At 73.3% G+C, this 26120-nt stretch carries 21 protein-coding genes; 10 read left to right on the forward strand and 11 right to left on the reverse strand.

Annotated features, from left to right (window positions below; translation table 11 throughout):
* Nucleotides 1-19: 19 nt before the first annotated feature.
* From ACZ5TL_RS14735 to fxsA, 3 genes are all read left to right on the forward strand, one after another.
* Nucleotides 20-1621, forward strand: a complete 1602-nt coding sequence (locus tag ACZ5TL_RS14735; protein ID WP_468589973.1) for an amidohydrolase — start codon at nucleotides 20-22, stop codon at nucleotides 1619-1621.
* 535 nt (nucleotides 1622-2156) lie between these two features.
* The gene (locus ACZ5TL_RS14740; protein ID WP_468589974.1) at nucleotides 2157-2960 is read left to right on the forward strand and encodes a polyprenol monophosphomannose synthase; all 804 of its coding nucleotides are present in this window, start codon (nucleotides 2157-2159) and stop codon (nucleotides 2958-2960) included.
* Between the two features lie 96 nt (nucleotides 2961-3056).
* Nucleotides 3057-3635: an FxsA family membrane protein gene (gene fxsA, locus ACZ5TL_RS14745; RefSeq protein ID WP_468589975.1), complete on the forward strand. Its 579-nt coding sequence runs from the start codon at nucleotides 3057-3059 to the stop codon at nucleotides 3633-3635.
* 130 nt (nucleotides 3636-3765) lie between these two features.
* Here fxsA and ACZ5TL_RS14750 read toward each other — a convergent pair whose 3' ends face one another.
* From ACZ5TL_RS14750 to yczE, 4 genes are all read right to left on the reverse strand, one after another.
* Nucleotides 3766-4140, reverse strand: a complete 375-nt coding sequence (locus tag ACZ5TL_RS14750; RefSeq protein WP_030677841.1) for an RNA polymerase-binding protein RbpA — start codon at nucleotides 4138-4140, stop codon at nucleotides 3766-3768.
* 266 nt (nucleotides 4141-4406) lie between these two features.
* Nucleotides 4407-5753 carry an MFS transporter gene (locus ACZ5TL_RS14755; protein ID WP_468589977.1) on the reverse strand — a complete coding sequence of 449 codons (1347 nt, stop codon included), beginning with the start codon at nucleotides 5751-5753 and terminating at the stop codon, nucleotides 4407-4409.
* Between the two features lie 48 nt (nucleotides 5754-5801).
* Nucleotides 5802-6569, reverse strand: a complete 768-nt coding sequence (locus ACZ5TL_RS14760; RefSeq protein ID WP_468589978.1) for a glycerophosphodiester phosphodiesterase — start codon at nucleotides 6567-6569, stop codon at nucleotides 5802-5804.
* Nucleotides 6566-7219 (reverse strand): membrane protein YczE, encoded by a 654-nt coding sequence (gene yczE, locus ACZ5TL_RS14765; RefSeq protein ID WP_468589979.1) that lies wholly within the window; start codon nucleotides 7217-7219, stop codon nucleotides 6566-6568. The genes ACZ5TL_RS14760 and yczE overlap by 4 nt, the downstream gene beginning before the upstream one ends.
* A 100-nt stretch (nucleotides 7220-7319) precedes the next feature.
* Here yczE and ACZ5TL_RS14770 point away from each other — a divergent pair, with 100 nt between their 5' ends.
* Nucleotides 7320-8819, forward strand: coding sequence for an SCO1417 family PLP biosynthesis transcription factor (locus ACZ5TL_RS14770; protein ID WP_468589980.1), 1500 nt, complete (start codon nucleotides 7320-7322; stop codon nucleotides 8817-8819).
* A gap of 90 nt (nucleotides 8820-8909) precedes the next feature.
* Here the strand turns inward: ACZ5TL_RS14770 and ACZ5TL_RS14775 are convergent, their stop codons facing one another.
* Nucleotides 8910-10622 carry a hypothetical protein gene (locus ACZ5TL_RS14775; protein WP_468589982.1) on the reverse strand — a complete coding sequence of 571 codons (1713 nt, stop codon included), beginning with the start codon at nucleotides 10620-10622 and terminating at the stop codon, nucleotides 8910-8912.
* Between the two features lie 52 nt (nucleotides 10623-10674).
* Complete coding sequence (locus ACZ5TL_RS14780) at nucleotides 10675-10869, reverse strand: hypothetical protein (protein ID WP_399411667.1); 195 nt, start codon at nucleotides 10867-10869, stop codon at nucleotides 10675-10677.
* Nucleotides 10870-11163: 294 nt separating this feature from the next.
* Between ACZ5TL_RS14780 and ACZ5TL_RS14785 the strand changes: the two genes are divergently transcribed.
* Nucleotides 11164-11556, forward strand: a complete 393-nt coding sequence (locus tag ACZ5TL_RS14785; protein WP_468589983.1) for an ankyrin repeat domain-containing protein — start codon at nucleotides 11164-11166, stop codon at nucleotides 11554-11556.
* 300 nt (nucleotides 11557-11856) lie between these two features.
* Nucleotides 11857-13275, forward strand: a complete 1419-nt coding sequence (locus tag ACZ5TL_RS14790) for a HEAT repeat domain-containing protein (protein WP_468589984.1) — start codon at nucleotides 11857-11859, stop codon at nucleotides 13273-13275.
* Nucleotides 13276-13540: 265 nt separating this feature from the next.
* Here the strand turns inward: ACZ5TL_RS14790 and ACZ5TL_RS14795 are convergent, their stop codons facing one another.
* From ACZ5TL_RS14795 to ACZ5TL_RS14815, 5 genes are read right to left on the reverse strand one after another with little or no spacing between them, the layout of a single operon-like run.
* The gene (locus ACZ5TL_RS14795; protein ID WP_468589986.1) at nucleotides 13541-14410 is read right to left on the reverse strand and encodes a 5-oxoprolinase subunit C family protein; all 870 of its coding nucleotides are present in this window, start codon (nucleotides 14408-14410) and stop codon (nucleotides 13541-13543) included.
* Nucleotides 14407-15024, reverse strand: a complete 618-nt coding sequence (locus ACZ5TL_RS14800; protein WP_468589988.1) for a 5-oxoprolinase subunit B family protein — start codon at nucleotides 15022-15024, stop codon at nucleotides 14407-14409. The genes ACZ5TL_RS14795 and ACZ5TL_RS14800 overlap by 4 nt, the downstream gene beginning before the upstream one ends.
* Nucleotides 15021-15779, reverse strand: coding sequence for a LamB/YcsF family protein (locus ACZ5TL_RS14805; protein ID WP_468589989.1), 759 nt, complete (start codon nucleotides 15777-15779; stop codon nucleotides 15021-15023). Before ACZ5TL_RS14805 ends, ACZ5TL_RS14800 begins: the two co-directional genes overlap by 4 nt.
* A gap of 15 nt (nucleotides 15780-15794) precedes the next feature.
* Complete coding sequence (locus tag ACZ5TL_RS14810) at nucleotides 15795-16652, reverse strand: putative hydro-lyase (protein WP_468589990.1); 858 nt, start codon at nucleotides 16650-16652, stop codon at nucleotides 15795-15797.
* On the reverse strand, nucleotides 16649-17950 hold the full coding sequence (locus ACZ5TL_RS14815) for an MFS transporter (RefSeq protein ID WP_468589991.1): 1302 nt from the start codon (nucleotides 17948-17950) through the stop codon (nucleotides 16649-16651). The genes ACZ5TL_RS14810 and ACZ5TL_RS14815 overlap by 4 nt, the downstream gene beginning before the upstream one ends.
* A gap of 172 nt (nucleotides 17951-18122) precedes the next feature.
* On the opposite strand from ACZ5TL_RS14815, the gene ACZ5TL_RS14820 reads away from it, so the two are divergent.
* The 4 genes from ACZ5TL_RS14820 to ACZ5TL_RS14835 all read left to right on the forward strand — a co-directional run bounded on the left by ACZ5TL_RS14820 (nucleotide 18123) and on the right by ACZ5TL_RS14835 (nucleotide 26063).
* On the forward strand, nucleotides 18123-18818 hold the full coding sequence (locus ACZ5TL_RS14820) for a GntR family transcriptional regulator (protein WP_468589992.1): 696 nt from the start codon (nucleotides 18123-18125) through the stop codon (nucleotides 18816-18818).
* A gap of 145 nt (nucleotides 18819-18963) precedes the next feature.
* A complete protein-coding gene (locus ACZ5TL_RS14825) occupies nucleotides 18964-20490 on the forward strand; it encodes a hypothetical protein (protein ID WP_468589994.1) in 1527 nt (508 codons plus the stop codon).
* Between the two features lie 31 nt (nucleotides 20491-20521).
* Complete coding sequence (locus tag ACZ5TL_RS14830; protein WP_468589996.1) at nucleotides 20522-21403, forward strand: hypothetical protein; 882 nt, start codon at nucleotides 20522-20524, stop codon at nucleotides 21401-21403.
* Between the two features lie 34 nt (nucleotides 21404-21437).
* Nucleotides 21438-26063, forward strand: a complete 4626-nt coding sequence (locus ACZ5TL_RS14835) for a coiled-coil domain-containing protein (RefSeq protein ID WP_468589997.1) — start codon at nucleotides 21438-21440, stop codon at nucleotides 26061-26063.
* The last annotated feature ends 57 nt before the right edge of the window (nucleotides 26064-26120 follow it).

Raw genomic sequence — 26120 nt, forward strand, 5'->3', positions numbered from 1 at the left:
CCCTGTGAGACTGTGCTCCATGAGTGAGTCCAGTGTCCCGTCCGAGACCGTTCTTCTCCGTCGTGGAGAGGTGCACAGTCCTGCCGATCCGTTCGCCACCGCGATGGTCGTGGAGCGCGGGCAGGTCGCCTGGGTGGGGTCCGAGGGGGCCGCGGACGCCTTTGCCGACGGGGTCGACGAGGTGGTCGACCTCGACGGGGCGCTGGTCACCCCCGCGTTCACCGATGCGCATGTGCACACGACTGCCACGGGCCTCGCCCTGACCGGCCTCGACCTGTCGGGCGCCCCCTCCCTGGAGGCGGCCCTGGCCCACGTGCGGGACTTCGCCGCCGCCCGTCCGGACGACCGCGTCCTGCTCGGCCACGGGTGGGACGCCGCACGCTGGCCCGGCGGCCGGCCCCCGACGCGTGCCGAGCTCGATGAGGCCACCGGTCACCGGCCCCTCTACCTCAGCCGTATCGATGTCCACTCGGCGGTCGTCACGACGGCGCTGCTCGATCTGGTCCCGGGCGGCACCCGCGAGGACGGGCCGCTCACGGCCGGCGCCCATCACGACGTGCGGGCCGCCGCGCTCGCCGCCGTCACACCCCGGCAGCGCAGTGAGGCGCAGCGCGCCGCCCTCACCCGCGCGGCCTCGCTCGGAATCGGCACGGTCCACGAGTGCGCCGGGCCGGAGATCTCCTCCGAGGACGACTTCACCGGCCTGCTGCGCCTCGCCGCCGGGGAGCCCGGCCCGCGGGTCGTCGGCTACTGGGCCGAGCAGGACGTCGCCAAGGCGCGGGCGCTGGGCGCGACCGGCGCCGCGGGGGACCTGTTCGTCGACGGGGCCCTCGGCTCGCACACGGCCTGCCTGCACCAGCCGTACACCGATGCCGGGCACAGCGGCAGGGCCTACCTGGACGCCGGAGCGGTCGCCGCGCACGTCGTCTCCTGCACCGAGGCGGGTCTCCAGGCCGGCTTCCACGCCATCGGCGACGCGGCCGTGGACGCCGTGGTGGAAGGCGTGCGCGCCGCCGCCGAGAAGCTCGGTCTCGCCCGTGTCCGGGCTGCCCGGCACCGTGTGGAGCACGCCGAGATGCTTACCCCGGAGACGATCGCGGCCTTCGCCGAACTCGGCCTCACCGCCTCCGTCCAGCCCGCCTTCGACGCCCTGTGGGGCGGCGAGGACGGCATGTACGCGCAGCGGCTCGGGGCGGAGCGGGCCCGCGGCCTGAACCCCTTCGCGGCCTTGCTGCGGGCCGGTGTCCCCCTCGCGTTCGGCTCCGACAGCCCGGTCACCCCGCTCGACCCGTGGGGCACGGTCCGGGCCGCCGCCTTCCACCGCACGCCGGAGCACCGGGTGTCCGTACGCGCCGCGTTCACGGCGCACACGCGCGGCGGCTGGCGGGCCGTGGGGCGGGACGACGCGGGCGTCCTGGTTCCGGGCGCCCCCGCCGACTACGCCGTGTGGCGGATCGGCGACCTCGTGGTCCAGGCCCCCGACGACCGGGTCGCCCGCTGGTCCACGGACCCCCGCTCCGGCACCCCCGGTCTGCCCGATCTGACACCGGGCCGCGACCTGCCCGTCTGCCTGCGCACGGTGGTGGGCGGACGCACGGTCTTCGTAGGGCCGGGCGAGTGATCTACGGGGATGGCGCGCCTGACGTCGCGCGCCGCGCCCTCGGCGCGCGACCTGCGCATCCTCCGTGCTGACCAGCGCTTTGCTCGAAGATGCGCAGATCAATCGGCTGTTGACAGGCGGCCGCAGGGGGCCGGTAGGTTCGGCCGAGTCCACCACCGGACGCCCGACCGGGGAACGTCCGGAGCACTCGCCGCGGCGCCGCCGGGTCAGGGACGGTGTGCCGCACCGGGGCACCGCCACTGGGAGCCAGGCTCAGGCCGGCGCAGCGCCGAGGGAACGTTCCGGCTGGTCGGGGAGGTGCGACCCGGGTGGGGCCCGGCCGCTCAGTAGACAACGGCTTTCGGTCGATCCGCAGCCAGCGGATCCCAGGTCGGCCCGAAGGGCGCCGGGCCCCCATCCGCCGTACGCTCACACCCCGAATCGCGCCCCTGCCCCCGTCTTGCGGAGCCGACACCACGATTCGAACGTCCCGGCACGTCATCGCAGGCCGGGCCCATTAAGGTGGACCCCTGCATATGGACATGAAGGGGCATCAGTGAACGACGGCGACGGAACCCTCGCGGCAGGAGCCCAGGGGAGGAAGTTCGGCCCGCTCGGCACGGCCTTGGTGATCATCCCGACCTACAACGAGGCGGAGAACATCAAGAGCATCGTCGGCCGGGTGCGCAAGGCCGTCCCCGAGGCGCACGTACTCGTGGCCGACGACAACAGCCCGGACGGCACCGGCAAGCTGGCCGACGAGCTGACCGTCGAGGACGACCACGTCCACGTGCTGCACCGCAAGGGCAAGGAGGGCCTGGGCGCCGCCTACCTCGCGGGCTTCCGCTGGGGCCTGGAGCGCGACTACGGCGTGCTGATCGAGATGGACGCCGACGGCTCCCACCAGCCCGAAGAACTGCCCCGTCTGCTCACCGCCCTCAAGAGCGCCGACCTGGTGCTGGGCTCGCGCTGGGTGCCGGGCGGCCGGGTGGTGAACTGGCCGAAGTCCCGGGAGGTGATCTCCCGGGGCGGCAGCCTCTACTCCCGGCTGGCGCTCGACCTGCCGCTGCGCGACATCACCGGCGGTTACCGGGCCTTCCGCCGCGAGACCCTGGAGGGTCTCGGCCTCGACAAGGTCGCCTCCCAGGGGTACTGCTTTCAGGTGGACCTCGCCCGCCGCGCGGTCAAGGCCGGCTGCCACGTCGTCGAGGTGCCCATCACGTTCGTCGAGCGCGAACTCGGCGACTCCAAGATGAGCCGCGACATCCTCGTCGAGGCGCTCTGGCGGGTCACGGCGTGGGGTGTGGGAGAGCGCGTCGGCAAGGTCACCGGGCGGGGCGGCAAGCCGTCGAAGCCCTGACGCCGCCGACCGGGCCGCTGTCCGGGCCGGCCGCTCACAGGAACGGCTGATCGGGGGCTTATCCCGCGCTGAGCCGGGGCCAGGCACACTGGAGGCATGACGACTGGCGCTCAGACTCCCAGGCACCCCGCACAGCCCCGGCGCTCCCGGCTGCGCTCGTTCCTGCCGCTGGGGATCGCCGGGTGGCTCGTGCTCGAGATCTGGCTGCTCACACTGGTCGCGGGGGCCACGAACGGACTGGTGGTCTTCCTTGTCCTGCTGGCCGGCGTCGTCCTCGGCTCGGTGGTGATCAAGCGGGCCGGACGGCGGGCCTTCCGCAATCTCTCCGAGGCGTTGCAACAGCAGCAGAGCGGGGTGATGCCCGCGGCGGCCCGGCCGAACAGCGAGGGCAACGGCCTGATGATGCTGGGCGGTCTGCTGCTGATGATCCCCGGCCTGGTGTCGGACGCGGTGGGCCTGCTCCTGCTGCTGCCGCCGGTGCAGAAGGCCGTGAGCCGCTCCGCCGAGCGCACCTTCGAGCGCAAGCTTCGCGAGGCCGGCCCGGGCACCCTGGGGGGTGCCTTCCAGCAGGCCCGGATGCATTACCCCGACGGCAAGGTCGTCCAGGGCGAGGTCGTCACGGACGAGCCGGGCGGCGACGCGCCGGAGCAGCCGCGTCCGCCGCTGACGCACTGAGCCCTGCCTGGAGAACACGGGGCTGAGGGCGCTGGTCAGGGCACAGCAGAAAACCGCGGGCGCCGTACATTGCGTACGGCGCCCGCGGTTACTGACGTGCGCTGATCAATCCGCCAGGCCTTGCAGGGACCTAGGCCGACTTGCGGCTGTCCCGGGGATGAACAGCAATGTTCATCGCGCCGGAGCGAAGAACCGCCAGGCGCTCCGCGAGGACCTCTTCGAGTTCCTCGCGGGTGCGCCGCTCCATCAGCATGTCCCAATGCGTACGCGCGGGCTTGGCCTTCTTCTCTTCAGGGCCGTCGCCGTCCACCAGGAGTGCCTGGGCCCCGCAGACCTTGCACTCCCACTCCGGCGGGATCTCCGCCTCGACCGAGAAGGGCATCTCAAAGCGGTGCCCCTTCTCGCATGCGTACTCCACGGCCTGGCGCGGGGCCAGGTCGATGCCGCGGTCCGTCTCGTAGCTGGTCACCACGAGGCGCGTGCCGCGAAGAGCTCGCTCACTCATGAATCGTGCCTCCCGGGCTTGTCGCCCACAGGACAGGTGTCGCTGTCGTCGTCATCCGGTCAACGTCCGGTCGGCGGTAAAGATTCCCGTTCCGAGTCCCGTTCCGGGTCATGCGTCGCCGTCGTAGCCGCCCTTGTTGTACCCACCAGCGCCCGGTTTGTCACATCTGATAACAGATATAACCTAGCGTTTCGGCATCTTTGACGCGCAGTAACGGTACGCCTGGCAGGCCAAACGCGTACACTACAGCCCTTTCGTGCTCAGTGCTAAATCCTGTCCGGAACCGGGTTCCCCGCTTCCTCGATCGCACGCCGCACCGGAACCCGGGCGAGCAGGGCGAAACCGAGCACGAAGAACACCACCAGCGAGATGATCGCGTCCCGGTAGCTCCCGGTGAGCTGGTAGGTGAGCCCGAACAGCAGCGGCCCCAGCCAGCTCATGCCGCGGTCGCTCATCTCGTAGGCGGAGAAGTATTCGGCCTCTTTGCCGGGCGGGACGAGATGGGAGAACAGGGAGCGGGACAGCGCCTGGCTGCCGCCGAGGACCAGGCCGATCCCGGCGGCCAGGACGAAGAACCACATGGGCGCGCCGGCCGGCAGGAAGAACCCGGCCGCGAGCGTCACCGTCCAGGCGACCAGCGAGCCGAGGATCGTGCGCTTGGCGCCGTACGTCCGGGCCAGCCGGCCCATCGTCAGCGCTCCCGCCACCGCCAGCACCTGCACCAGCAGGACGGCGCCGATGAGGGTGGACTGCCCGAGGCCCAGTTCCTCGGAGCCGTAGACGGAGGCCTGGGAGATCACCGTCTGGATGCCGTCGTTGTAGACGAGGTACGCGAGCAGGAAGGCGAGGGTCAGCGGATGGCGGCGCATGTCCCGGACGGTCGCCGCGAGCTGCCGGAAGCCCGGGAGGGCCGCCTCCCGCGCGGCGGACCTGCGGTCGCGGAGCCGGGTCAGCGGGATGAGGGCGAAGGCACCCCACCACAGGCCGGCCGACGCCAGGCAGATGCGGACCGCCGTGCTCTCCGAGACGCCGAAGCTGTCGTGCCCGGTGTAGAGGACCAGGTTGGCGACCAGGACCACCGAGCCCGCCGCGTAGCCGAAGGCCCAGCCCCGGGAGGAGACCGCGTCCCGCTGCTCGGGCGGGGCGATCTGCGGCAGGTAGGAGTTGTACAGCATCATCGCCACCGACTGGGCGGCGTTCGCGACGACCAGGAGGGCACCGCCGAGCAGATAGCGGTCACCGTCCAGGAAGAACATGGCCGTCGTGGCGGTGGCGCCGACGTACGCGGCGGCCGCGAGGAGGGGCTTCTTGCGGCCGGTGCGGTCGGCGGCGGCGCCCACCAGGGGCATCACCAGCACCGCCACGACCACCGACAGGGACACCGAGTACGCGAAGAACGATCCGGCGCGCACCGGGATGCCGAGGGGGTGGACGTACCCGTCGGCGTTCGCGGCCGACTCGGCGACCGAGGTCAGATAGGGGCCCAGGAACACGGTGAGCACGCTCGTCGAATAGACGGAGCACGCCCAGTCGTAGAAGTACCAGCCGCGCTGCTCGCGTCTGAGGCCTTCCGCCCCGTCGGCCGGCGGTGTCCGCACGGTGTCGGTGCCCACCCGCGCCCTCGCTTCCCCGTGAACGCGCAGAGGCGGACGGCCGGGGGCTCAGGTCCAGACGCCGCGGTCCTCCATGACCTTGCGCAACGTGTCGATGTGATCGGTCATGATGCCATCCACACCCAGGTCCAGAAGCCGGTGCATGCTCTCGGGGTCGTTGACGGTCCACACGTGCACCTGGAGCCCGCGCGCGTGGGCGGCGCGGACGAAGCGGTGGTCCACGACCTGGATGCCGGACTGCATCTCGGGGACCTGGGCGGCGATCGCCGACCGGCGCACCGCCGCCGGCAGCCCCCAGGAGCACAGCCGCAGGTTGAGCACGCCCCGGGTGCCGTACGACGTGGCCAGGCGCGGGCCGGCCAGCCGCTGGGCGCGCACCACCCGTGCCTCGGAGAAGGAACCGAGACAGATCCGGTCCCAGGAGTCCGTCCGCCCGACCAGGTCGAGGAAGGGCAGCAGGGCGGCCTCCGCCTTGACGTCGACGTTCCAGCGCACGCCGGGGAAGGTCTCCAGGAGCTCTTCGAACAGGGGCAGGGGTTCCTCGCCCGCCACACGGGCCTGCCGTACCTCCTGCCAGGGCAGGTCGGCGATCCGGCCCGCGCCGTCCGTCACCCGGTCCAGGGTCGCGTCGTGGAAGGCGACGAGTTCGCCGTCCCGCGTGGTGTGGACGTCGGTCTCGATGTACCGGTACCCCGCCTCGACGGCGCACCGGAACTGCCGCACGGTGTTCTCCAGGCCGTCCGCGGCCCCGCCCCGGTGGGCGAAGGCGATCGGACCGGGATGGTCCAGATAGGGGTGGCGTATCCGCGGGGTCACGGACGCAGTATCGCCCCTCGGGGTCGCCCGGTGGCAACGACCGCGCTGCCGCCGGACGCCGAGGGGACGGTGAACACGCGCAGGAACAGCTGGGCGAGCGGACCGATCGCCACCGCGTACAGAAGGGTGCCGATGCCGACGGTGCCGCCCAGCGCGAAACCGGTCGCCACGACCGCGAGCTCGATGCCCGTGCGCACCAGGCGGATCGAGACGCCGGTGAGCTGGTGCAGCCCCGTCATCAGGCCGTCGCGCGGGCCCGGGCCGAAGCGCGCCGCGATGTACAGGCCGGTCGCCGCGCCGTTCAGGACGATCCCCGCCCCCATCAGACCCACGCGCGGTGCCCAGCCCTGAGCGTCGGGCACCAGGGCCAGTGTCGCGTCCATCGCCATGCCGATGACCAGCACGTTGGAGATGGTGCCCAGGCCCGGCCGCTGGCGGAGCGGGATCCAGGCGAGCAGCACCGCGGCGCCCACGAGGGTCAGCACGACGCCGATCGACAGCCCGGTCAGCTCGGCGAGGCCCTGGTGCAGCACGTTCCACGGCTCCAGCCCGAGCCCCGACCGGACGAGGAGCGCCGAACTCGCCCCGTACAGCGCGAGACCGGCGTAGAGCTGCGTCAGCCGCCGGGCCAGACGCCCCTGTGTGGCCATGATGTGCCCTCCTGTGGTGATAGTGGACTGCCGCATGACACCCTGTGGCTTGGATCAAGAGGCCATCCATGGCCAATCCGGGGAAGGTGGACTGATTCCGATGGCGCAGTGGACCTCGGCCGTGGGCGCGGCGCAGCTCGCCCGGCTCCTCACGTCGCAGCAGGACCGTCCGGCGGGGCCCGGCACGCGTCGGCCGCCCGCCTATCGCGCACTCGCCGACGGCATTCGCCTGCTGGTGCTCGAGGGTCGTGTCCCGGTGGCCGCCCGGCTGCCCGCCGAGCGGGAACTCGCCCTCTCCCTGTCCGTCAGCCGTACGACGGTGGCCGCCGCCTACGAGGCGCTGCGCAGCGAGGGCTTCCTGGAGTCCCGGCGCGGCGCGGGCAGCTGGACCGCCGTGCCCGCCGGGAACCCGCTGCCCGCGCGAGGGCTGGAGCCCCTGCCGCCGGAGGCACTCGGCTCGATGATCGATCTCGGCTGTGCCGCGCTGCCCGCCCCCGAGCCCTGGCTCACCCGGGCCGTGCGGGGCGCGCTGGAGGAGCTGCCGCCGTACGCGCACACGCACGGCGACTATCCCGCCGGGCTGCCGGCGCTGCGGGCGATGATCGCCGAGCGCTACACCGCGCGCGGGATCCCGACCATGCCCGAGCAGATCATGGTGACCACCGGGGCGATGGGCGCGATCGACGCGATCTGTCATCTGTTCGGCGGGCGGGGCGAGCGCATCGCCGTCGAGTCGCCCTCGTACGCCAACATCCTCCAGCTCATGCGGGAGGCCGGGGCCCGGCTCGTGCCCGTGGCGATGGCCGAGGGGCTCACCGGGTGGGACATGGACCGCTGGCGGCAGGTCCTGCGGGACGCGGCGCCCCGCATCGCGTACGTCGTCGCCGACTTCCACAACCCGACCGGGGCGCTGGCCGACGAGGACCAGCGGCGGCGGCTGGTGGACGCGGCGCGCTCCGCGGGGACCGTGCTGATCGCCGACGAGACGATGACCGAGCTGTGGCTCGACCGGGAGGTGCGGATGCCGCGGCCGGTGTGCGCGTTCGACCCGGCGGGGTCGACCGTGATCACGGTGGGGTCGGCGAGCAAGGCGTTCTGGGCCGGGATGCGGATCGGGTGGGTGCGGGCCGCGCCGGACGTGATCCGCAGTCTCGTCGCCGCGCGGGCCTACGCCGATCTCGGTACGCCGGTGCTGGAGCAGTTGGCCGTCAACTGGCTGTTCGGCACGGATGGTTGGGAGCAGGCCGTGGAGGTGCGGCGGAAGCAGGCCCGGTCGAACCGGGACGAGCTGGTGAGTGCCGTGCGGCGGGAGCTGCCGGGGTGGGAGTTCGAGGTGCCGCAGGGCGGGTTGACGCTCTGGGTGCGGACCGGAGGGCTGTCCGGGTCGCGGCTGGCTGAGGCGGGGGAGCGCGTGGGGGTGCGTGTGCCGTCCGGGCCGCGGTTCGGGGTCGACGGGGCGTTCGAGGGGTATGTGCGGTTGCCGTTCACCGTGGGCGGGGCGGTGGCCGAGGAGGCGGCGGTGCGGCTGGCCGCGGCGGCGGGGCTGGTGGAGAGCGGTGGAGTGGGCGGTACGGAGGCGCCGCGCACGTTCGTCGCGTGACGCCGGGTGTGGGTGCCGGGCGTCCGCGCCAGGTGTCCATGCCGCGGGAGGAGGCCGCAGGAGAAGGGGGAACGACCGCGGCTCGGCGCGCTACGCGCGTTTCGCCCGTGTCGGCTTCGTCAGGACCGGACCCGGATTCGGCAACGGGTCCTTGGTGAGTACCGGTACCGGTACCGGCTCGGGCTGCGGTTCCGGTGCCTTGGCCGGCTCCGGCTCCGGTGCCGTCTCCGCCGGCACCAACTCGGGTTCGCCTTCCGCCTGGTCCGGCTCCGGGACCGTCTCCCCGTCCGCCGGTGTCGTCCGGGGCGGGAGGAGGGACAGGACCGCCTCGCGATGGGCGTCGGAGGTCGCGTCGTCGTAGGGGTTCGGGGTGGCCGGGACCTGCAGGCGGTGGACCGGGCCCGTGCCGAGGCGGGCGTAGCCGCGGCCGGGCGGGACCTGGTCGACCGGGGTGGTGTGCGGGGGTGCGCCCAGGACCGATTCGAGCTGCTCCGCCGTCGCCGGGCCGAGGACCACGCGGGCGCGGGTGTGCCGGCGTACCGGCTCGCCGAGGGCGTCCAGGCTGTCCAGCTGGTCGGCCACGACCACCGTGACGTTCGCGGGGCGGCCGTGCCGGAGGGGGACCTGGAGGAGGGACTGCGGGTCCTTGCGGCCGTCCTCGGCGGCCAGATGGGTGAACGAGGTGGGGCGGTCCAGGAGGATCCACAGAGGACGCTTGGTGTCCTCGGGCGGGGGGTGCCCCGCCTGGTGGGCCCGGTTGGCGGCGATGAGACGGCGCTCCGTCTCGGTCGCGGCCCACTCCAGACTCGCCGTCGCCCCGGCCAGCCCGCACTCGACGGCCAGGACGCCGTCCCGGCCGGTCAGGCAGGCGTACTCGCCGGTGCCGCCGCCGTCGACGATCACCACGTCGCCGTGCTGGAGGGCCTGCAGGGCGATGGAGCGCAGCAGGGTCGAGGTGCCGGTGCCCGGCTGACCGAGGGCGAGCAGGTGCGGCTCGGTGGAGCGCGGGCCCGTGCGCCAGACGACCGGGGGCATGTCTCGTCGCCGCTCGCCGTGGGTGAGGGGGAGTGTGCGCTGGACCCGGGTGGGGTCGGTGAAGCCGAGCACCGTCTCGCCGGGAGTGGTGACGAAACTCTGGGCGGCGATGTCGACGGGGAGCGGCAGGAGTACGCCGACCGTCAACTGGTTGCCCTCCTCGTCCCACGTGAAGTGGTATTCGCGGCCACGGCCCGACTTGGCCGCGAGGAGGTGCTCGATGCGGGCGCGGGACTCGGGCTCGCCGTCGGTGAAGTACGCCGGGTAGCGGACCACCAGCTGCGAGATCCGGCCGCCGCCGTCGAACGCGTAGGTGGGGAAGGCCTTGTCCCACGCGCCGCCGTGCGCGTACAGCGGCTCGGGGTCCTCGGCGGTGGAGAAGTACGGCACGAGCGCCTCGTACAGCGACTTCAGACGCCGGCTCTGCGACTCGTCGGGCCCGTCGGACGCCGCCGCGGTGCGGTCCCGGCCCTGCCAGGCCGCCACCGCCATCAGGGTGATGGCCGCGAGCAGCGGCCCGTACGGCATCAGCGCCACGACCAGGAGCACGGAGGCGACCAGGAACAGCAGCGCCCCCCGCCTCTCCTTGGGCGTCTCCGTCCATCTGCGCCGCCCGGCCCCGGCCAGCCGGCGCAGACCGCGCGTGATCGTGATCAGCGGATGGAGGACGTCCGTGGCGCTGTCGGCGGCCGTCCGGGCCAGCTCCCGGCTCCGTGCGAGCTGCGCGCTGCCGTTGCTCAGAATGCGGGGGAGGGGGCGCCGGGCCACTACTGCCTCCAGTGAGTGCGTACGGGCGGGATGCGTACGGAGGGCGGGATCGTCAGAACCTGATCCCGCCGAGGAGGCTCGCGAGGCTCTCGCCGCCCGCCTTGATGCTCGGGGCGATGGCCGTGCTCGCCAGATAGAAGCCGAAGAGCATCGCCACCACGGCGTGCGACGCCTTCAGGCCGTCCTTGCGGAAGAAGATGAAGACGACGATGCCGAGCAGGACCACGCCTGAGATGGAGAGGATCATTTGAGGTCTCCTGGTTCGCGGGGACAGTCACCATGAGTACTTCCAGGCTCACAGGATGTATCCATACGATAAAAGGTGCAACTGGGTGAAATTTGGACGATTTCCCCTGGCTGGCGGAGTGGTCCCCGACCCGGTGGAGCCGAGCTGTTGCGCTCGCCCCGGTCTGTGCTGATCTTTACCTCGGGCACATCGGGTCATGTGCCGCGCGAGCCAGTACCCTGGCGATTCACTCGTACGGCTGCGGCGCGCAGGCGTACCCATCCGACGCTGCGCAGTGGAGAGGCGGTCCGGCCGATGACCGAAGTCCCCGACCCCGAGGTCGTGGAGCTGGCGACCAAGATCTTCGATCTTGCCCGGCGGGGACAGACCGAGGAGCTCGTGGCGTACGTCGACGCGGGGGTTCCGGCCAACCTCACCAACGACCGCGGTGACTCGCTCGTGATGCTCGCCGCCTACCACGGCCACTCCGACGCGGTGCGAGCACTGCTCGCCCGCGGCGCCGAGGCCGACCGGATCAACGACCGAGGCCAGACCCCGCTCGCGGGAGCCGCCTTCAAGGGCGAGATGGACGTCGTCAAGGCCCTCCTGGAGGGTGGCGCCGACCCGTCCGCCGGCACGCCGTCGGCCGTCGACACGGCACGGATGTTCGGCCGGAGTGAACTGCTCGAACTGTTCGGCGAGCGCTGAGCCGACCAGTCTGACCTGGAACGACACGGAAAACGGGGGAGGCGGGGCGGGGCCGCCGAAATTTCGGTCGCGGCAGACGGAAGTGCCGAGTCATCATGACGACGTGGTTCACGGACGTGATGGCGGGGCACATGTTGCCGCACCGCGCGGGCCGTGAAGCGGTCCGCAAGGGCCACCGACGAGAGGCAGAGGAAGATGGTCTACAGCAAGCAGGAAACGGCGGGCACTCCGACGTGTTGTCGCGCGGCCAGGTAGTACACGTCCCCGGTTGCGTCGACGCTTGATGTGAGGCTGTTTCCCATGTTCGATCCGGTCATAGCGCCCAGCGGTACGCTGCTCGGCCTGCTCCAGCGGGGCCGTGGCGACGGCACACTCCATGCGCTCACCGCCCCGCGCCCCGAGGCCCTCGCGGCGCTCAACCACTGCGTGCTGCGCGATCCCCGCCACGACTGGCAGGTGGAGAACCGCTCCCTCTACTACGCCCGCCTCTACCTCGACCTGAACGGCGAGCTGGACGAGATCGAGGCCCATCTCTTCGGCGCCGAGGACGTCCTCGACACCGAAGAGTCGCGCACCGGGCTCGCCCTCGCCGTCCTCGGGCATCTCGCCTCCTACGGCCGGCGGGACGCGCTCGAACTGCTGCGCAGGTACGCCGCCCACGGCTCCAACTGGGCCTGGGCCCTCGACGAGCTGGCCCTCAGGGACGACGACGCGGGCCTGCGCGCCCTCGCCGCACCCGTCCTCGCCCGCTTCCCGGCCGATCCGGAGGGCGAGGCCGAGCTGGCCGCGACCGTCCGTGACGCCTTCGAACCCCGGCCGTGGCGGCTGTGGGCCGAGGATCCGCGCGAATCCATCGCCACACGCGTGCGTGCCGCCCACGAAACGGGCTGTTTCGACCGCTGGCAGCGGCAGATGCGACCAGCGGGCCCACGCCCCGGGTGGAGCGTGCAGGCCGTGTTCGACTGGGCCCAGCAGGGCATCGAGCGGGGTGCCGCGCTCCACGTCCCGGCCGCCCGCTGTCTCTCCGCCGTCGCAGGACCCGAGGACCGGGCCGAGATCGTCCGGGCGGCCCGGGACGGCGGCGACGGAGCCCGGTGCACCGCCCTGCGCTACCTCGCCGACGGCAACGACCCCGAGGCCCTCGATCTGATCGAGGGCGCCGTGGCCACCGGCTCGACGCTCGTCGTGGACGCCGCCGTCGACGCCTTCGAACGCATGCGTTCGCTCGCCGCCGTCGACCGGGCACGCGGCTGGGCCCGTCGGCCGGACGCCCTGGGCGCCGCCGCCGGGCGCCTGCTCGCCTGCCGGGGCGGGGCGCAGGACCGCGACCTGGTCCTCGCGGCGCTACGGGAGGCCGTACGGGGCGAAGGCCCCGACGCGCCGACCCTGTGGACCCTGGTCGACGGCACCGGGCGGCTCGGCATCGCCTGCGCCGCACCCGTCCTCCGCCACGTCTACCGTGAGACCGCCTCCTCCCATCTGCGCGGCCGGGCCGCCCGGGCCCTCGCCGCCACCGACCCCTCCTTCGCCACCGGCTTCGCCGTCGAGTGCCTGTGGGACTGCGAGGAGACCACCCGCGAACTCGCCGCCCGGCACGCCGAGACCGGCGACACCCGTGTGGTCGAGCGACTGCGCCGACTCGCCGCCGACCCGGCCGAGGAGGCCGAGGTGCAGACGGCCGTACGCAGCAGGTTCGGTCCCGAGGAGACTGCTGTGTGACCGCCTGAGCGAGAACACCGGGGGCGGTTCAGCCCGCGGAGACGAACGTCGGGTGACTCGCGGATCAGGACGACGTGGACATGGCCTGGCCGCAGACGAGCTCCGGCACCGCGCCCGGGAAACGAGCGCCCGGCTTGATCTCCGCGGCGGTGTCGGCGGCCCTCGCCGCGTTGTCCGTGGCGGAACAACCGGATGCCGCCTGACCCGGGCAGGGCCTGCGGGGCTTGAGGGGATGCGCGTGTTGCCCCCTTCGGGAGCAGGTCTGCTAGGGGCGGCGTACCGCCACGAAACGGACCGGTGTGCCGGGAACCGCCTGGGCCGCGGCCGGGAGGTCGGCGGCGCCGACCACGGCGATCACCGGATAGCCGCCGGTCGTCGGATGGTCGGCCAGGAACACCACCGGCCTGCCGTCCGGCGGCACCTGGACCGCGCCCAGCACCATGCCCTCGCTGGGCAGTTCGCCCGGCCGGGCCCGCTCCAGGGCGGGCCCCTCCGTACGCAGCCCGATGCGGTTGCTCGCGGGGGACACCCGGTAGGCGCGGGAGACGAAGGTGCGGACGGCCTCCGGCGTGAACCAGTCGTCGCGCGGGCCGAGCGTCACCCGCAGCACCAGCTCGGCCGGTGGCGCCGGCTGCGGGGCGACGTCCACGCGCGCGTGGACGCCGGTCGGCTGCCCCAGGGGCAGTACGGTGCCGCCCGCGAGCGGCGCCGGGCCGAGCCCGGACAGCAGGTCGGTCGAGCGGCTGCCCAGCACGGGCTCGACGGCGATGCCCCCGGAGACCCCCACGTACGCGCGCACGCCGGACACGGCGGGCCCGACGTCCAGCAGCGCCCCGGCGGGCACGCGCACCGGGGCGCCCCAGGCGACGGGCCGTCCGTCCACCGTGACCCGGCACGGCGCGCCCGCCACGGCCACGGTGACGGTGGAACGGGGGCGTACGGCACAGCCGTTGACGGTCGTCTCCAGCACGGCCGCCGCAGGAGGATTGCCGGTCAGCCGGTTGACGAGGTCTGCCGCGAGCCGGTCCAGCGCGCCGGAGCGGGGGACCCCGAGGTGGGCGTGACCGGGGCGGCCCAGGTCCTGCACCGTGGTGAGGGCGCCGGCGCGTACGACGGCGAGCGCGCGGTCCGTCATGCCTCCGCCTCGGGGACGAACCGCACCCGCGTGCCCGGCGAGAGCAGCGCCGCCGGTACGCGCGCGTGGTCCCACAGCACGGCGTCCGTCGTGCCGATCAGCTGCCAGCCACCCGGGGACGAGCGCGGGTACACGCCCGTGTACGGGCCGGCCAGGGCCACCGACCCTGCTGGGACGGCCGTGCGCGGGGTGGCCCGGCGCGGGACGTCGTAGCGCGGCGGCAGGCCGGTGAGGTAGCCGAAGCCGGGCGCGAAGCCGCAGAAGGCGACCCGGAACTCCGCCCGCGCGTGGATACGGGCGACCTCCCGTCCCGGCACACCCCAGTGCGCGGCGATGTCGGCCAGGTCCGGGCCGTCGTAGCGCACGGGGATCTCGACCACGTCACGCGCTTGTGGGAGAGCGGGCGGGAGTGCCGCGGCGGTCAGTTCGGCGGCCAGCCGGGCGGGCGCGTCGAGACCGTCGAGGAGGACCGTGCGTGCCGCGGGCACGATCTCGCGGGCCGACAGCGAGCCCTCCGCGCGGCGTCGCAGCAGCTCGGCGTGCAGGGCCTGGGCCTCGTCGCCCGAGGAGACCTCGACGAGCAGGGCGTCCTCGCCGACGGGCAGCACCCTCATGCGAAGGCCTCCACCTGGACTCCCGACGCCTCCAGCCGCGCCCGCACCCTGCGCGCCAGCTCCACCGCGCCGGGTGTGTCGCCGTGCAGGCACAGGGAACGCGCGCGTACCTCTATGCGCGCCCCCGAGCGGGAGACCACCTCGCCGGAGCGGGCCAGGCTCAGAGAGCGCTCCACGACCGTGTCCGGTTCGGTGACCACGGCGCCCTCCTGGCCACGGGGCACCAGGGTGCCCGCATCGGTGTACGCCCGGTCCGCGAACGCCTCGGTGACGACCGGCAGTCCGGCCTTCCCGGCCAGCTCCAGCAGGCGCGAGCCGGGCAGGCCCAGCACCGGCAGCGCGGCGTCCGCGAGGAGCACGCCTTCGACGACCGCGGCGGCCTGCTCCTCGTCGTGCACGACCCGGTTGTAGAGCGCGCCGTGCGGTTTGACGTAGGCCACGCGGGCACCGGCGGCGCGCGCGAAGACCTCCAGGGCGCCGATCTGGTAGGCCACTTCGGCCGCCAGCTCGGCGGGCGGCACGTCCATCGCGCGCCGCCCGAAACCGGCCAGGTCCCGGTAGGACACCTGGGCTCCGATCCGGACCCCGCGCCCGGCCGCCAGCTCGCACACCCGGCGCATGGTGGCCGCGTCCCCGGCGTGGAAGCCGCACGCCACGTTGGCGCTGGTGACGACGGACAGCAGCCGTTCGTCGTCGGTGAGCCGCCAGCGGCCGAAGCCCTCGCCGAGGTCGGCGTTCAGGTCGATCGAGGTCACGAGTCGTGTCTCCTGTCAGGCCACGCGGTACTGCTCGTCGCGGGCATCGGTGAGGAACATCTGCCCGGGGGCGTGCGTGAGGGCGAACGGCGGGCGCGAGGCCATCACGGCCGCCTGCGGGGTCACCCCACAGGCCCAGAACACCGGGATGTCGTCCGGCTCGGCGTCCACCGGATCACCGAAGTCGGGGCGGCCGAGGTCGTCGACGCCGAGCCCGGAGGGATCGCCGCAGTGTACGGGGCTGCCGTGCACCGCCGGCAGCAGACTGCTCTCCCGGATCGCCGCCGCCAGATGCCGGGGCGGCACCGGCCGCATCGACACCACCAGCGGCCCGTGCAGGCGCCCCGCCGGACGGCACTGCCGGCTCGTCACGTACATCGGGACGTTGCGGCCCTGCTCGACGTGCCGGATCGGAACGCCCGCCCCGCCCAGCGCCCACTCGAAGGTGAAACTGCAGCCGATGAGGAACGACACCAGGTCGTCCCGCCAGTACGCGCGCACGTCCGTCGGCTCGTCCACCAGCCGGCCGTCCCGCCACACCCGGTAGCGCGGCAGGTCGGTCCGCAGATCCGCGCCCTCGGCGAGCACGGTCGTCCAGGAGCCCGCGTCCGTGACGTCGAGGAGCGGGCAGGGCTTGGGGTTGCGCTGGCAGAACAGCAGCATGTCGTAGGCCCAGTCGGCGGGCACCGAGATCAGGTTGACCTGGGTGTGGCCCGCCGCGACCCCGGCCGTGGGACCGGTCAGGCCCTGCCGGAAGCGGGCCCGGGCCGACTCCGGGCTCCACGCGTGCGCGTGCTCGTCGACGAGGACGACGGGACGGTCCCCGGTCCCGGTCCCGGTCTCGGTGCTTGTGCTTGTGCTTGTGAAGTTCACGTGAGCTCCTTCCCGCGCGTCTCCGGCAGCCCGAGCAGCGCCAGCGCCGCGATGCCGTAGCCGATCGCCCCGAAGACCAGCGCGCCGCCCACGCCCCAGCTGTCGGCCAGGAACCCGACCGTCGTCGGGAACACGGCACCCACCGCGCGCCCGGTGTTGTACGTGAAGCCCTGCCCCGTGCCGCGCACCGCCGTCGGGTACAGCTCGCTCAGGTACGAGCCGAAGCCGCTGAAGATGGCCGACATGCAGAACCCGAGCGGGAAACCGAGCACCAGGAGCAGGGTGTTGGCGCCGCTCGGGATGTTCGCGTACGCCAGGATGCAGATCGCCGACAGCAGCGCGAAGAGCCAGATGTTGCGCCGCCGGCCCAGCTTGTCCGTGAGGTAACCGCCGGTCAGGTAGCCGATGAAGGCGCCCGAGATCAGGAGCGTCAGGTAGCCGCCGGTGCCGACGACCGACAGGTCGCGCTCGGACTTCAGGTAGGTCGGTACCCAGGTGGCCAGCGTGTAGTAGCCGCCCTGGACGCCGGTCGAGAGCAGCACCGCGAAGACCGTCGTCCGCAGCAGGCCGGGCTTGAAGATCGCCGTGAACGAGCCCTTCTCCGTGCTCCGTTCACGGGCGGCGGCCGCCTCGGGCGCGTCGTGCACGCTGTGCCGCAGCCAGATGACGAGCAGCGCGGGCAGCGCACCGGTCCAGAACATGATGCGCCAGGCCAGGTCGTCGCCGGCCACCGTGAAGATGACGGTGTAGGCGATCACGGCCATGCCCCAGCCCACGGCCCAGGAGCTTTGGATCACGCCGAGCGTGCGGCCCCGGTGCTTGGCGCTGGCGTACTCGGCGACCAGGATCGCGCCGACCGCCCACTCGCCGCCGAAACCGAGGCCCTGGAGGGCGCGGAAGACCAGCAGTGTCTCGTAGTTGGGCGCGAAGCCGCAGGCGACGGTGAACACCGCGTAGGTGATCACGGTGACCATCAGCGCCTTCACCCGGCCCACGCGGTCGGCCAGCACGCCCGCGAGGGCGCCGCCGATCGCGGAGACCACCAGGGTGACCGTCGTGAAGAGACCGGTCTGTCCGCTGTTCAGACCGAAGTAGGCCGACAGCGCGACCATGCTGAGCGGCAGCGTGAAGTAGTCGTACGAGTCCAGGGCAAAGCCGCCGAAGGCGCCGGTGAAGGCGCGGCGGCCGCGCGGTCCCAGGGCCCGCAGCCAGCCGAACGCCCCGTCGTCCGAGGCGGGTTCGGCGGGCGCGGGGCGCGTGTCGTCGGTCAGGGCCTGCGGTGGAGGGGTCGTGCTCATGGGCACCTCGCATAGGGAGGACGGAGGGTGCTTCGGGGTGAGCCGGGCCGTACGGAAGCGGTCGGCGTCGCGGTGAGGGAGGCGACGCCGTGCGTAGCACCGTAGAGGATTGTTCAACGATCCCTCAATACCCATGTTGGTTCGTTCCTGGGATCTGCGATTGAATTCCGGCATGGCAGAGCAACTGAAGGACCTCGCCGACGACCGGGCTCTCCTGGGCCGCACCAGCACCGCGGAGCGGGTCTCGGACATCCTCAGGAGCCGGATCGCCGAGGGCTACTTCCCGCCCGGCACCCGCCTGTCCGAGGACAGCATCGGCGGCGCGCTCGGCGTCTCCCGCAACACCCTGCGCGAGGCGTTCCGGCTGCTCACGCACGAACGCCTGCTCGTCCACGAGCTGAACCGGGGCGTCTTCGTCCGGGTCCTGACCGTGGAGGACGTGGAGGACATCTACCGCACCCGGCGGCTCGTCGAGTGCGCCGTCGTCCGTGGCCTCGGTGAGCGGCCGTACGGCCTCGACGGGCTCGCGGGTGCCGTGGAGGAGGGGCGGCGGGCGGCTCGGGAAGGTGACTGGAAGGGAGTGGGTACGGCCAACATCCACTTCCATCGGGAGCTGGTCGCTCTCGCCGCGAGCGAGCGCACGGACGAGCTGATGCGGAGTGTCTTCGCCGAACTGCGCCTGGCGTTCCACGTGGTGGACGAGCCGCAGCGGTTGCATGAACCGTACATTGCGCGAAATGTCGCGATTCTGGAGGCGCTTCAGGCGGGGGACCGGGGACAGGCCGAGGGCCTGCTGGCCGGATACCTCGACGACTCGCTGGAGCGGGTGGTCGAGGTGTACCGGCGGCGCGTGGGTGAGGACGGCTGAGGGGCGGACGGGGTGGAAGCGGGCGGCTCGGGAGTGGACGGCTGGGGAGTGGGCGGGGCGGAAGTGGACGGCTGGGGAGTGGGCGGCTGGGAGGCGTACCGCGTCGTTTGGGTGGTTGTCAGACCCAGGACCTAGTCTGTGCACCGTGACTTCGCCTGCATCGACGGACAGTGTTCCGCCCCAGCTCAGCGCGGGGCCGCGCCCCGCCCCGGGGCCGGCCGCCGACGAGGGTCTGGCGCGGCGGCTGCGCGCGCTCGCCTGCACCGCGCCGCTGCACGACCTCGACGTGCGCAAGGCCAACCTCGCGGGCGAGTACTCGGTGTACGGCATGGCGGAGGTGGCCCTCGCGGCCATCGACCTCGTCACCCTCAACATGGACTTCGACACCGGCGCGGACCACGAACAGATCGTCGGCCGTCTCATCCCGCGCGTCGCCGCCCAGGCCCCGCGGCGCCCCGCCGCCGAGCACGAGCGGGTGGCGCGCTGGGTCCTGGAAAACCTGATCAACGTCGGCAGCGTCGACCGCGGCTTCCGCGCGGTGTACGGCACGTTCGGTGCGGACGGCACGTATGTGCGCCGCGACTACGACTTCAAGCTGATCGAGGAGGTCCCCGGCCCCGGCGGCACGGTCTACCTCCGTACGACGGACGAGGCGGTCAACGTCCTGGTCGGCGCCCTCGACACGGACGTCACCAGCGCGCAGATCGCCGCCGAGGTCAAGCTGGAGGTGCTGATCAATCGGGGCCGGCTCGCCGATGCCCAGCTCGCGGCCGAACAGGCCCGCTACCGGACCGTGCAGTACTCGGAGACCCTGCGCCGCGCCCTGGACGCGACCCGGCGCAATGTGCGTGCGGTGGACTGGCTGACCACCGTGCCCGATATGATCGCCGAGGCCCTGGAGCACGTGGCCGACCGCTACCGGCACGAGAACGCGATCCTCACGAACATTCGCAAGGCGCGTGACGAGTCCGAGGAACCGGAGCACAAACGTCGCGCGGCCGAGCTGGTCGACATCGTCAAGGACTGCATCCGGCGGCACACGCAGTTGCAGTCCCGGCTGCTCGAGGCCGGGCCGCTGTTCCGCGCCGAGCAGGACCGGCAGGCCTTCGCCACGCCGATGACGACGTCGGGGATCGACCTGTACGGGCACCTCCTCTCGCCCGTCCTGCCGCTGCCGCTGGAGCAGGCCGTGCGGGTCACGGACGCGTTCTTCGGGCGCGGCACCGGGTTGCGCACGCCGGTGTCCGTCCGGGTCGGGGACCTGGTCGACATACTGCTGACGCCGCCCGTGGAGCGGGAGCATCTGGGCGCGGAGATGCCCGAGCCGGATGTCATCGCCACGCCCGACGACAGCCGGTTCAGCGAGGAGCAGTTGGCGGCGGCGCAGGAGTTGCTCGACCTGCCGGCGGATGCGCCGCGGCGGCTGTCGGGTCTGCTGGCGGAGGCCCGGCGGCAGGATCCAGATCTGCCCTATCTGGTGGCCCTGCTGGCGGTGCACGCGGCCAGTCCGCCGGTCGGTACCGCCTACCGGCAGGGGGAGCAGAAGCTGTTGTTCGCCGTGGACGACGGGACCGAGCTCGATGATCCGGAGTTCGGCGGGGCGGATCTGATCGTCGGCACCGCGCTGCTGGACTCGGTGGGGATGGCGGCGGACCGGACGGAAGCAGCATGAGTCAGTACGAGTGGCACGAGGAGTCCCGACCGTGAGCGAGCATGTCGAGTGGAGTGAGCCGGAAGGGCCGGCCCCGACGGCCCCGGCCGCCATCACTCCCGCCGACGCCGCCGACGCGGCGCGGCTCGTGTCCTTCGGGCTCCAGCCCAAACTGCAGCCCGCCCGTGACCAGGAGTACGCGGACCTGTTGCGGCGGTACCGGGAGGACCCGCCGTTCGCGCGGCTGGCCGACGCCGTGGCGACCGGGCTGGGGCTGATCGTGCTGGAGGTGTCCCCGCGCGCGGGCATGGCCGTGACCGCCGCCGAGGACTCGGTGTTCGCCGTCCGCATGGGCGACTACGCGCGTCGTACGTCCGCCGACGGCGGCGACCGGTTCCTGCACGGGCTCGCCCATCTCGCCGTCGCCGCCATGGCGTTCCCGCGACCGGAGGACCTCGCCGACGACGGCTACATCGGCCGGGTCACGGTCAACGGAGTCGACGCCTTCGTGCGCCAGGCCTGCCGCCGTCTGGAGGAGCGCGCCGCCGAACAGGGCGAGAACACCGACCCGGCCACCGGCGCGCCCGGCCTGGAGGCCGCCTGGCGGATCTGGGTGCGGCGCAGCGCGACCGGCGCCACCAAGGACGCGCGCCGGCTCGCCGGTTCGACCACCGGCATCGTCGCCAAGGCCGTCGCGTTCCTCACCGACTCCGGATTCCTGCAGCGCACCGGCGACGACAACGGCGGCACGTACCGCACGACTGCCCGCTACCAGCTCCAGGTGCGCGACATGGCCGGCAGCGCCGCTCTCGCCGAGCTGCTGGAGCTGGGCGTCGTCCCGGTCACCGACGGCACACCGACGCTTATGCCCCCCGAGGAGAGCGACGACCTGGAGCTGGTCGCCGACGCCGGGCTGCCGTTCCACTCCTCCTGAACCCCCACCTCACGAAGGCTTACGAGAGTCCGCCATGTACGAGCTGTCCCGGGTCCGCCTCTACTCCATCGGACCCGCCGGTGCGCGCTACGCCGACACCGTGCTTGACCTGCGGGGCGTGGGCGAGATCGTGCCCGACCCCGCGCCCGCACAGGCGGAGTTCTTCGAGGAGGAGCCCGTCGGCCCGCCGCGCCGGCCCGCGCCCGCGGGCGTGCTGTTCCTGGAGAACGGCGGCGGCAAGTCGGTGCTGCTCAAGCTGATCTTCTCCGTGATGTTGCCGGGCCACCGGAACACGCTCGGCGGCGCCAGCTCCGGTGTGCTGCGCAAGTTCCTGCTCGCCGACGACTGCGGCCACGTCGCGCTGGAGTGGCAGCACGTGCTGACCGGCGAGTGCGTCGTCGTCGGCAAGGTCAGTGAATGGCGCGGGCGGCAGGTCTCCAACGACCCGCGCAAGTTCGCCGAGGCCTGGTACTCGTTCCGGCCCGGCCCCGGACTGAGCCTCGACAACCTCCCCGTCGCCGAGTCCACCGCCGTACGCGCCCCGGCCGAGGGCCAGTCCGGCGCCCGCGGGCGGCGGCGCACCATGAAGGGCTTCCGCGACGCCCTCACGGAGGCGGGCAAGACGTACCCGCACCTGGAGGTGCACTGGGAGGAGATCCACGACCGCTGGATCGAGCACTTGGGCGACCTCGGTCTCGACCCCGAACTCTTCCGCTACCAGCGGGAGATGAACGCCGACGAAGGCGAGGCCGCCGGTCTCTTCGCGGTCAAGAAGGACGCCGACTTCACAGACCTGCTGCTGCGCGCCGTCACCGACACGCGCGACACCGACGGGCTCGCCGACCTGGTCAGCGGCTTCGGCAACAAGCTGGGCCGGCGTGCCGAGCTCATCGCCGAACGCGACTTCACCGCCGGGTCCGTGGACCTGCTCGGACGGATCGTCGAGGCCGCCGAGGCCCGCTCACGCGCGCGTGACATCCACGCCGCAGCCGAGCGCCGTACCCGGGCCCTGGCCCGCAGGCTGTCCGCGCGCGGCGTGCGGGAGCGGGCCCGGGCCGCCGACCTGGCACAGCGGGTCACCGCCGCCGCGTACGCCGTCACCCATGCCGAGGCGGCCCGCGAGCGCAGCGCGCTGATCTCCGCCGAACTCGCCTACCGGCACGCCTCCCTGGCGCTGGCCGCCGCCGAGAAGACCGCCGCCGCACAGAAGCGCGAGCTCGCCGACGCCCGCACCCTGTACGCGGCGTGGCAGGCCGCCGAGGCCGTGCTGCGCCACCGAGCCGCCTCCGACCGCGTCGCCAGGGTGTCCGCCGCGATCCAGGAGGCGGAGCGGGACGCCGCCCCGGCGCTGGCCGCCCGCTCCCAGGCCGCCGTCGACCTCGTACGGGCCCTGCACGCTGCCGCGGAGAAGGCGGAGAGCCACGCCAACGAGGAGGAGGAGCGCTCCGCCGCCCTTCAGGAGGTCAGCGACGCCGCCTACCGGGACTCCACAGCCGCCGCCACCCAGGCCCAGCGTGCCCGCAGTGAGGTCGGGCACCTCAAGCAGCGCCTCGTCGAGGTCGAACAGGAGACCGCCGAGGCGGTCCGGGCCGGCTGGCTCGACGACAGCGCGCCGGACGCCGACCCGGCCCGCGCGGCCCTCGCCGCCAGCGATGCCGAGAAGACCGCCGTCGCGGCCTGGGACTCCGCCCGCGAAGCGTCCCGCCGGGCGACCGAGCACGCGCGCGAGGCCGCCGCAACCGAGAGCCGCGCGGAACTGACCGCGGCCCGCGCGGCGGACGCCGCCACAGCGGCCGAGCGGTCCTACGAGGCCGAGCGCCGCACCGCCGAGGCGCTGGCGGGGGAGGAGCGGCTCGCGGAACTGCTCAGCCTGCCCCCCGAGACCCGCCCGGGAATCCCGAAGCCCCGCCACGGCACGGACGGCGAGCCCGCCACCCGGCCCGTCCTGGGCGAGCAGGGACTCAGCCCCGAGGAACTCGACCGCTTCGCCGACGACCTGCGCGAACTGCTCGACGACGCCGTCAGCTCCGCCGAACGCCAGCTGTTCGACCTGCGTACGGCCGCCGCCGACGACTCCCGCATCCTCGGTGCGCTCGGTGACGGCGGGCTGCTGCCGCCCGGCCCGGACGTGCTGGCCACGGTCGAGTTCCTCGGCGAGCAGGGCATCCCCGCGCTGCCCGGCTGGCGCTACCTCGCCCAGGCCGTCGACCCGGCCGATCACGCGCGCGTGCTGGCCGCCCGCCCCGAACTCGTCGACGGTGTGATCATCACCGACCCCGACTCCCACGCACGCGCCCGGGAGGCACTGGGCGACGCGGCGCTGCTGCCCCGCTCCGCCGTGGCGGTCGGAACGGCCGCCGCCCTGCTCGCCCCGGACACCGGCAGCGGCGACGTGTTCCTCGTGCCGCCGAACCCGGCCATGCACGACGAACACGCCGCCGACGAGGAGCGGCAGGCCCTGCGCGCCCGGGCGACCGAGCGGGACGAGGAGATCCGCACGCTCGCCGTCCGGCTCGGCAAGGACCGCGAGCTGGCCGCCCGGCTGGCCTCCTGGCGCACCGGCTGCCCGGCCGGCCGGCTGGCCGAACTGGGCCGGGCGGCGCACGACTCCCGGGCGTTCGCCGAGGAGTCGGAGGCCGAACTGGCCGAGGCCCGCACGGTGCGGGCCGAGGCCGACGAGGCGGCCGCCGAGGCCGCCCGCGTCCGCGACGAGCGGCAGGAGGCCGCGCAGAAGGCCCGCCGCTCCGCCGACGCCCTCGCCGGACTCGCCTTCCGGCTGCGCGAGCGGGCCGGCTGGCAGGTCAAGCTGCGCGAACTGGCCGACGAGGCTGCCGAGTCCGAGGCGGGCGCCCAGGCCTGCCTGGAACGGGCCCGGGCCGCCGACGAGGACCGGCGGGCCGCCCAGCGCGCCGCCGACGACGCCCGCCGCACCGCCCGCGCCCTGCGCGCCGAGCGGTCCGAGATCGCGGGCGCCCCCGACGACGTACCCGAGGACGACGCCCAGGCCTCGAAGGCCTCCCTGCCCGCGCTGCGTGAGGCCTACCGGGCCGCGTCCCAGGTGTACGAGAAGGTCGGTGTGGGGGCCGACCTGCGGGCCGAGCAGGCCCGTGCCGAGAGCGACGAGAGCGCGGCGCGCGCGGAACTGGACCGGCTGAGCAACAAGGTCCGCACGCGCGCGGAGCAGCTCCTCGAATCCCCCGACGGCTCCGACGGACCCAGCCGCCAGGCCGCCGCCGCCCGTGCCGAGGAGCTGGTGCAGCTCCTGGAGACCCGTATGTCGAGCGCGAGCGAGCAGCTCGGGCGGCTGCGCGGCGAGGCCGAACGGCTCGCGCCCGAGGACGGCGAGGCCCACACCGACCTCCCCGAGGAACTCCAGCCGCGCGACGCCGAGCACGCGCAGATCCTGCTGCGCACCGCCACCGCCGAACTCGCCTCCCGTACCGAGGCGCTGAACCAGGCCCGCGAGGCACACGCCGAACTCCTCGACGCCCACCGCGCCGCCGAGGACGCGGCGAGCGGCTTCGACGAGATCGCCGCCATGCTCCGTGACCTGCTGCGCGAGCACAGCACCGAGGAGGAGCAGGAGGAGACGGAGCCGTACCCCGGCAGCCCGGAGGAGGCCCGGAAGTCGGCGGCCGAGGGCCGCCGTTCGCTGCGCGGCTGCGCCGCCGACCTGTCGGCCGCCGAGGCGGCCGTCCGGGAGGCCAGCGACATCCTCGTCCGGCACGCCAACTCCACGCGCTACGAGCAGGTACGCACCCCGGCACGGCAGCAGATCCGCGAACTGCCCGCCTCCGCGCTGCCCGAGCACGCCCAGAAGTGGGCCGACGCCTTCGCGCCCCGGCTCCGGGTCCTCACCGACGAGCTGGCGCAGCTGGAGCGCAACCGCGACTCGATCGTGGACCGGCTGCGCGGCCTGGTCGAGTCGGCCCTGGCCACGCTGCGCTCCGCCCAGCGGCTCTCCCGGCTGCCGGAGGGCCTCGGCGAGTGGTCGGGGCAGGAGTTCCTGCGCATCCGCTTCGAGGAGCCCGACCAGGCCACGCTCACCGAGCGGCTCGGCGAGGTCATCGACGACGCGACCCGGGCCGCCGTCAAGAAGAACTCGGACCTGCGGCGGGACGGCATGTCCCTGCTGCTGCGGGGTGTCGCGGCGGCTCTGCAGCCCAAGGGCGTCGCCGTCGAGATCCTCAAGCCCGACGCGGTACTGCGCGCCGAGCGGGTCCCCGTCGGGCAGATGGGCGATGTCTTCTCAGGCGGCCAGCTCCTCACCGCCGCCATCGCCCTGTACTGCACGATGGCGGCGCTGCGCTCGAACGACCGGGGCCGCGACAAGCACCGGCACGCCGGCACGCTGTTCCTCGACAACCCCATCGGCCGCGCCAACGCCACATACCTGCTGGAACTCCAGCGGGCGGTGTCGGACGCCCTGGGCGTCCAGCTCCTGTACACCACCGGCCTGTTCGACACCACGGCGCTCGCCGAGTTCCCCCTGGTCATCCGGATGCGCAACGACGCCGACCTGAGGGCCGGTCTCAAGTACATCAGCGTCGAGGAACACCTCCGGCCGGGCCTGCCGCCGCAGCCCCAGGCGGGGGAGGCGGTCCACAGCGAGATCACGGCGACGAGGATGTACAAACGCCCCGCGCCGGCCACCGGTTGATCAGGGATGGGCGTCGTGGCAGCGCCGGACAGCACGGCCAGGACGTTGACCGGCAGG

The sequence above is a fragment of the Streptomyces sp. NPDC033136 genome, assembly GCF_055578235.1.

What these genes read in the sequence shown, in the direction of transcription:
- ACZ5TL_RS14750 (WP_030677841.1), bottom strand. Translation starts at nt 4,140, where the DNA reads ATGAGTGAGCGAGCTCTTCGCGGCACGCGCCTCGTGGTGACCAGCTAC.
- ACZ5TL_RS14815 (WP_468589991.1), bottom strand. Translation starts at nt 17,950, where the DNA reads ATGAGCACGACCCCTCCACCGCAGGCCCTGACCGACGACACGCGCCCC.
- ACZ5TL_RS14770 (WP_468589980.1), top strand. Translation starts at nt 7,320, where the DNA reads ATGGCGCAGTGGACCTCGGCCGTGGGCGCGGCGCAGCTCGCCCGGCTC.
- ACZ5TL_RS14800 (WP_468589988.1), bottom strand. Translation starts at nt 15,024, where the DNA reads ATGAGGGTGCTGCCCGTCGGCGAGGACGCCCTGCTCGTCGAGGTCTCC.
- ACZ5TL_RS14735 (WP_468589973.1), top strand. Translation starts at nt 20, where the DNA reads ATGAGTGAGTCCAGTGTCCCGTCCGAGACCGTTCTTCTCCGTCGTGGA.
- ACZ5TL_RS14780 (WP_399411667.1), bottom strand. Translation starts at nt 10,869, where the DNA reads ATGATCCTCTCCATCTCAGGCGTGGTCCTGCTCGGCATCGTCGTCTTC.
- ACZ5TL_RS14790 (WP_468589984.1), top strand. Translation starts at nt 11,857, where the DNA reads ATGTTCGATCCGGTCATAGCGCCCAGCGGTACGCTGCTCGGCCTGCTC.
- ACZ5TL_RS14785 (WP_468589983.1), top strand. Translation starts at nt 11,164, where the DNA reads ATGACCGAAGTCCCCGACCCCGAGGTCGTGGAGCTGGCGACCAAGATC.
- ACZ5TL_RS14820 (WP_468589992.1), top strand. Translation starts at nt 18,123, where the DNA reads ATGGCAGAGCAACTGAAGGACCTCGCCGACGACCGGGCTCTCCTGGGC.
- yczE (WP_468589979.1), bottom strand. Translation starts at nt 7,219, where the DNA reads ATGGCCACACAGGGGCGTCTGGCCCGGCGGCTGACGCAGCTCTACGCC.
- ACZ5TL_RS14835 (WP_468589997.1), top strand. Translation starts at nt 21,438, where the DNA reads ATGTACGAGCTGTCCCGGGTCCGCCTCTACTCCATCGGACCCGCCGGT.
- ACZ5TL_RS14795 (WP_468589986.1), bottom strand. Translation starts at nt 14,410, where the DNA reads ATGACGGACCGCGCGCTCGCCGTCGTACGCGCCGGCGCCCTCACCACG.
- fxsA (WP_468589975.1), top strand. Translation starts at nt 3,057, where the DNA reads ATGACGACTGGCGCTCAGACTCCCAGGCACCCCGCACAGCCCCGGCGC.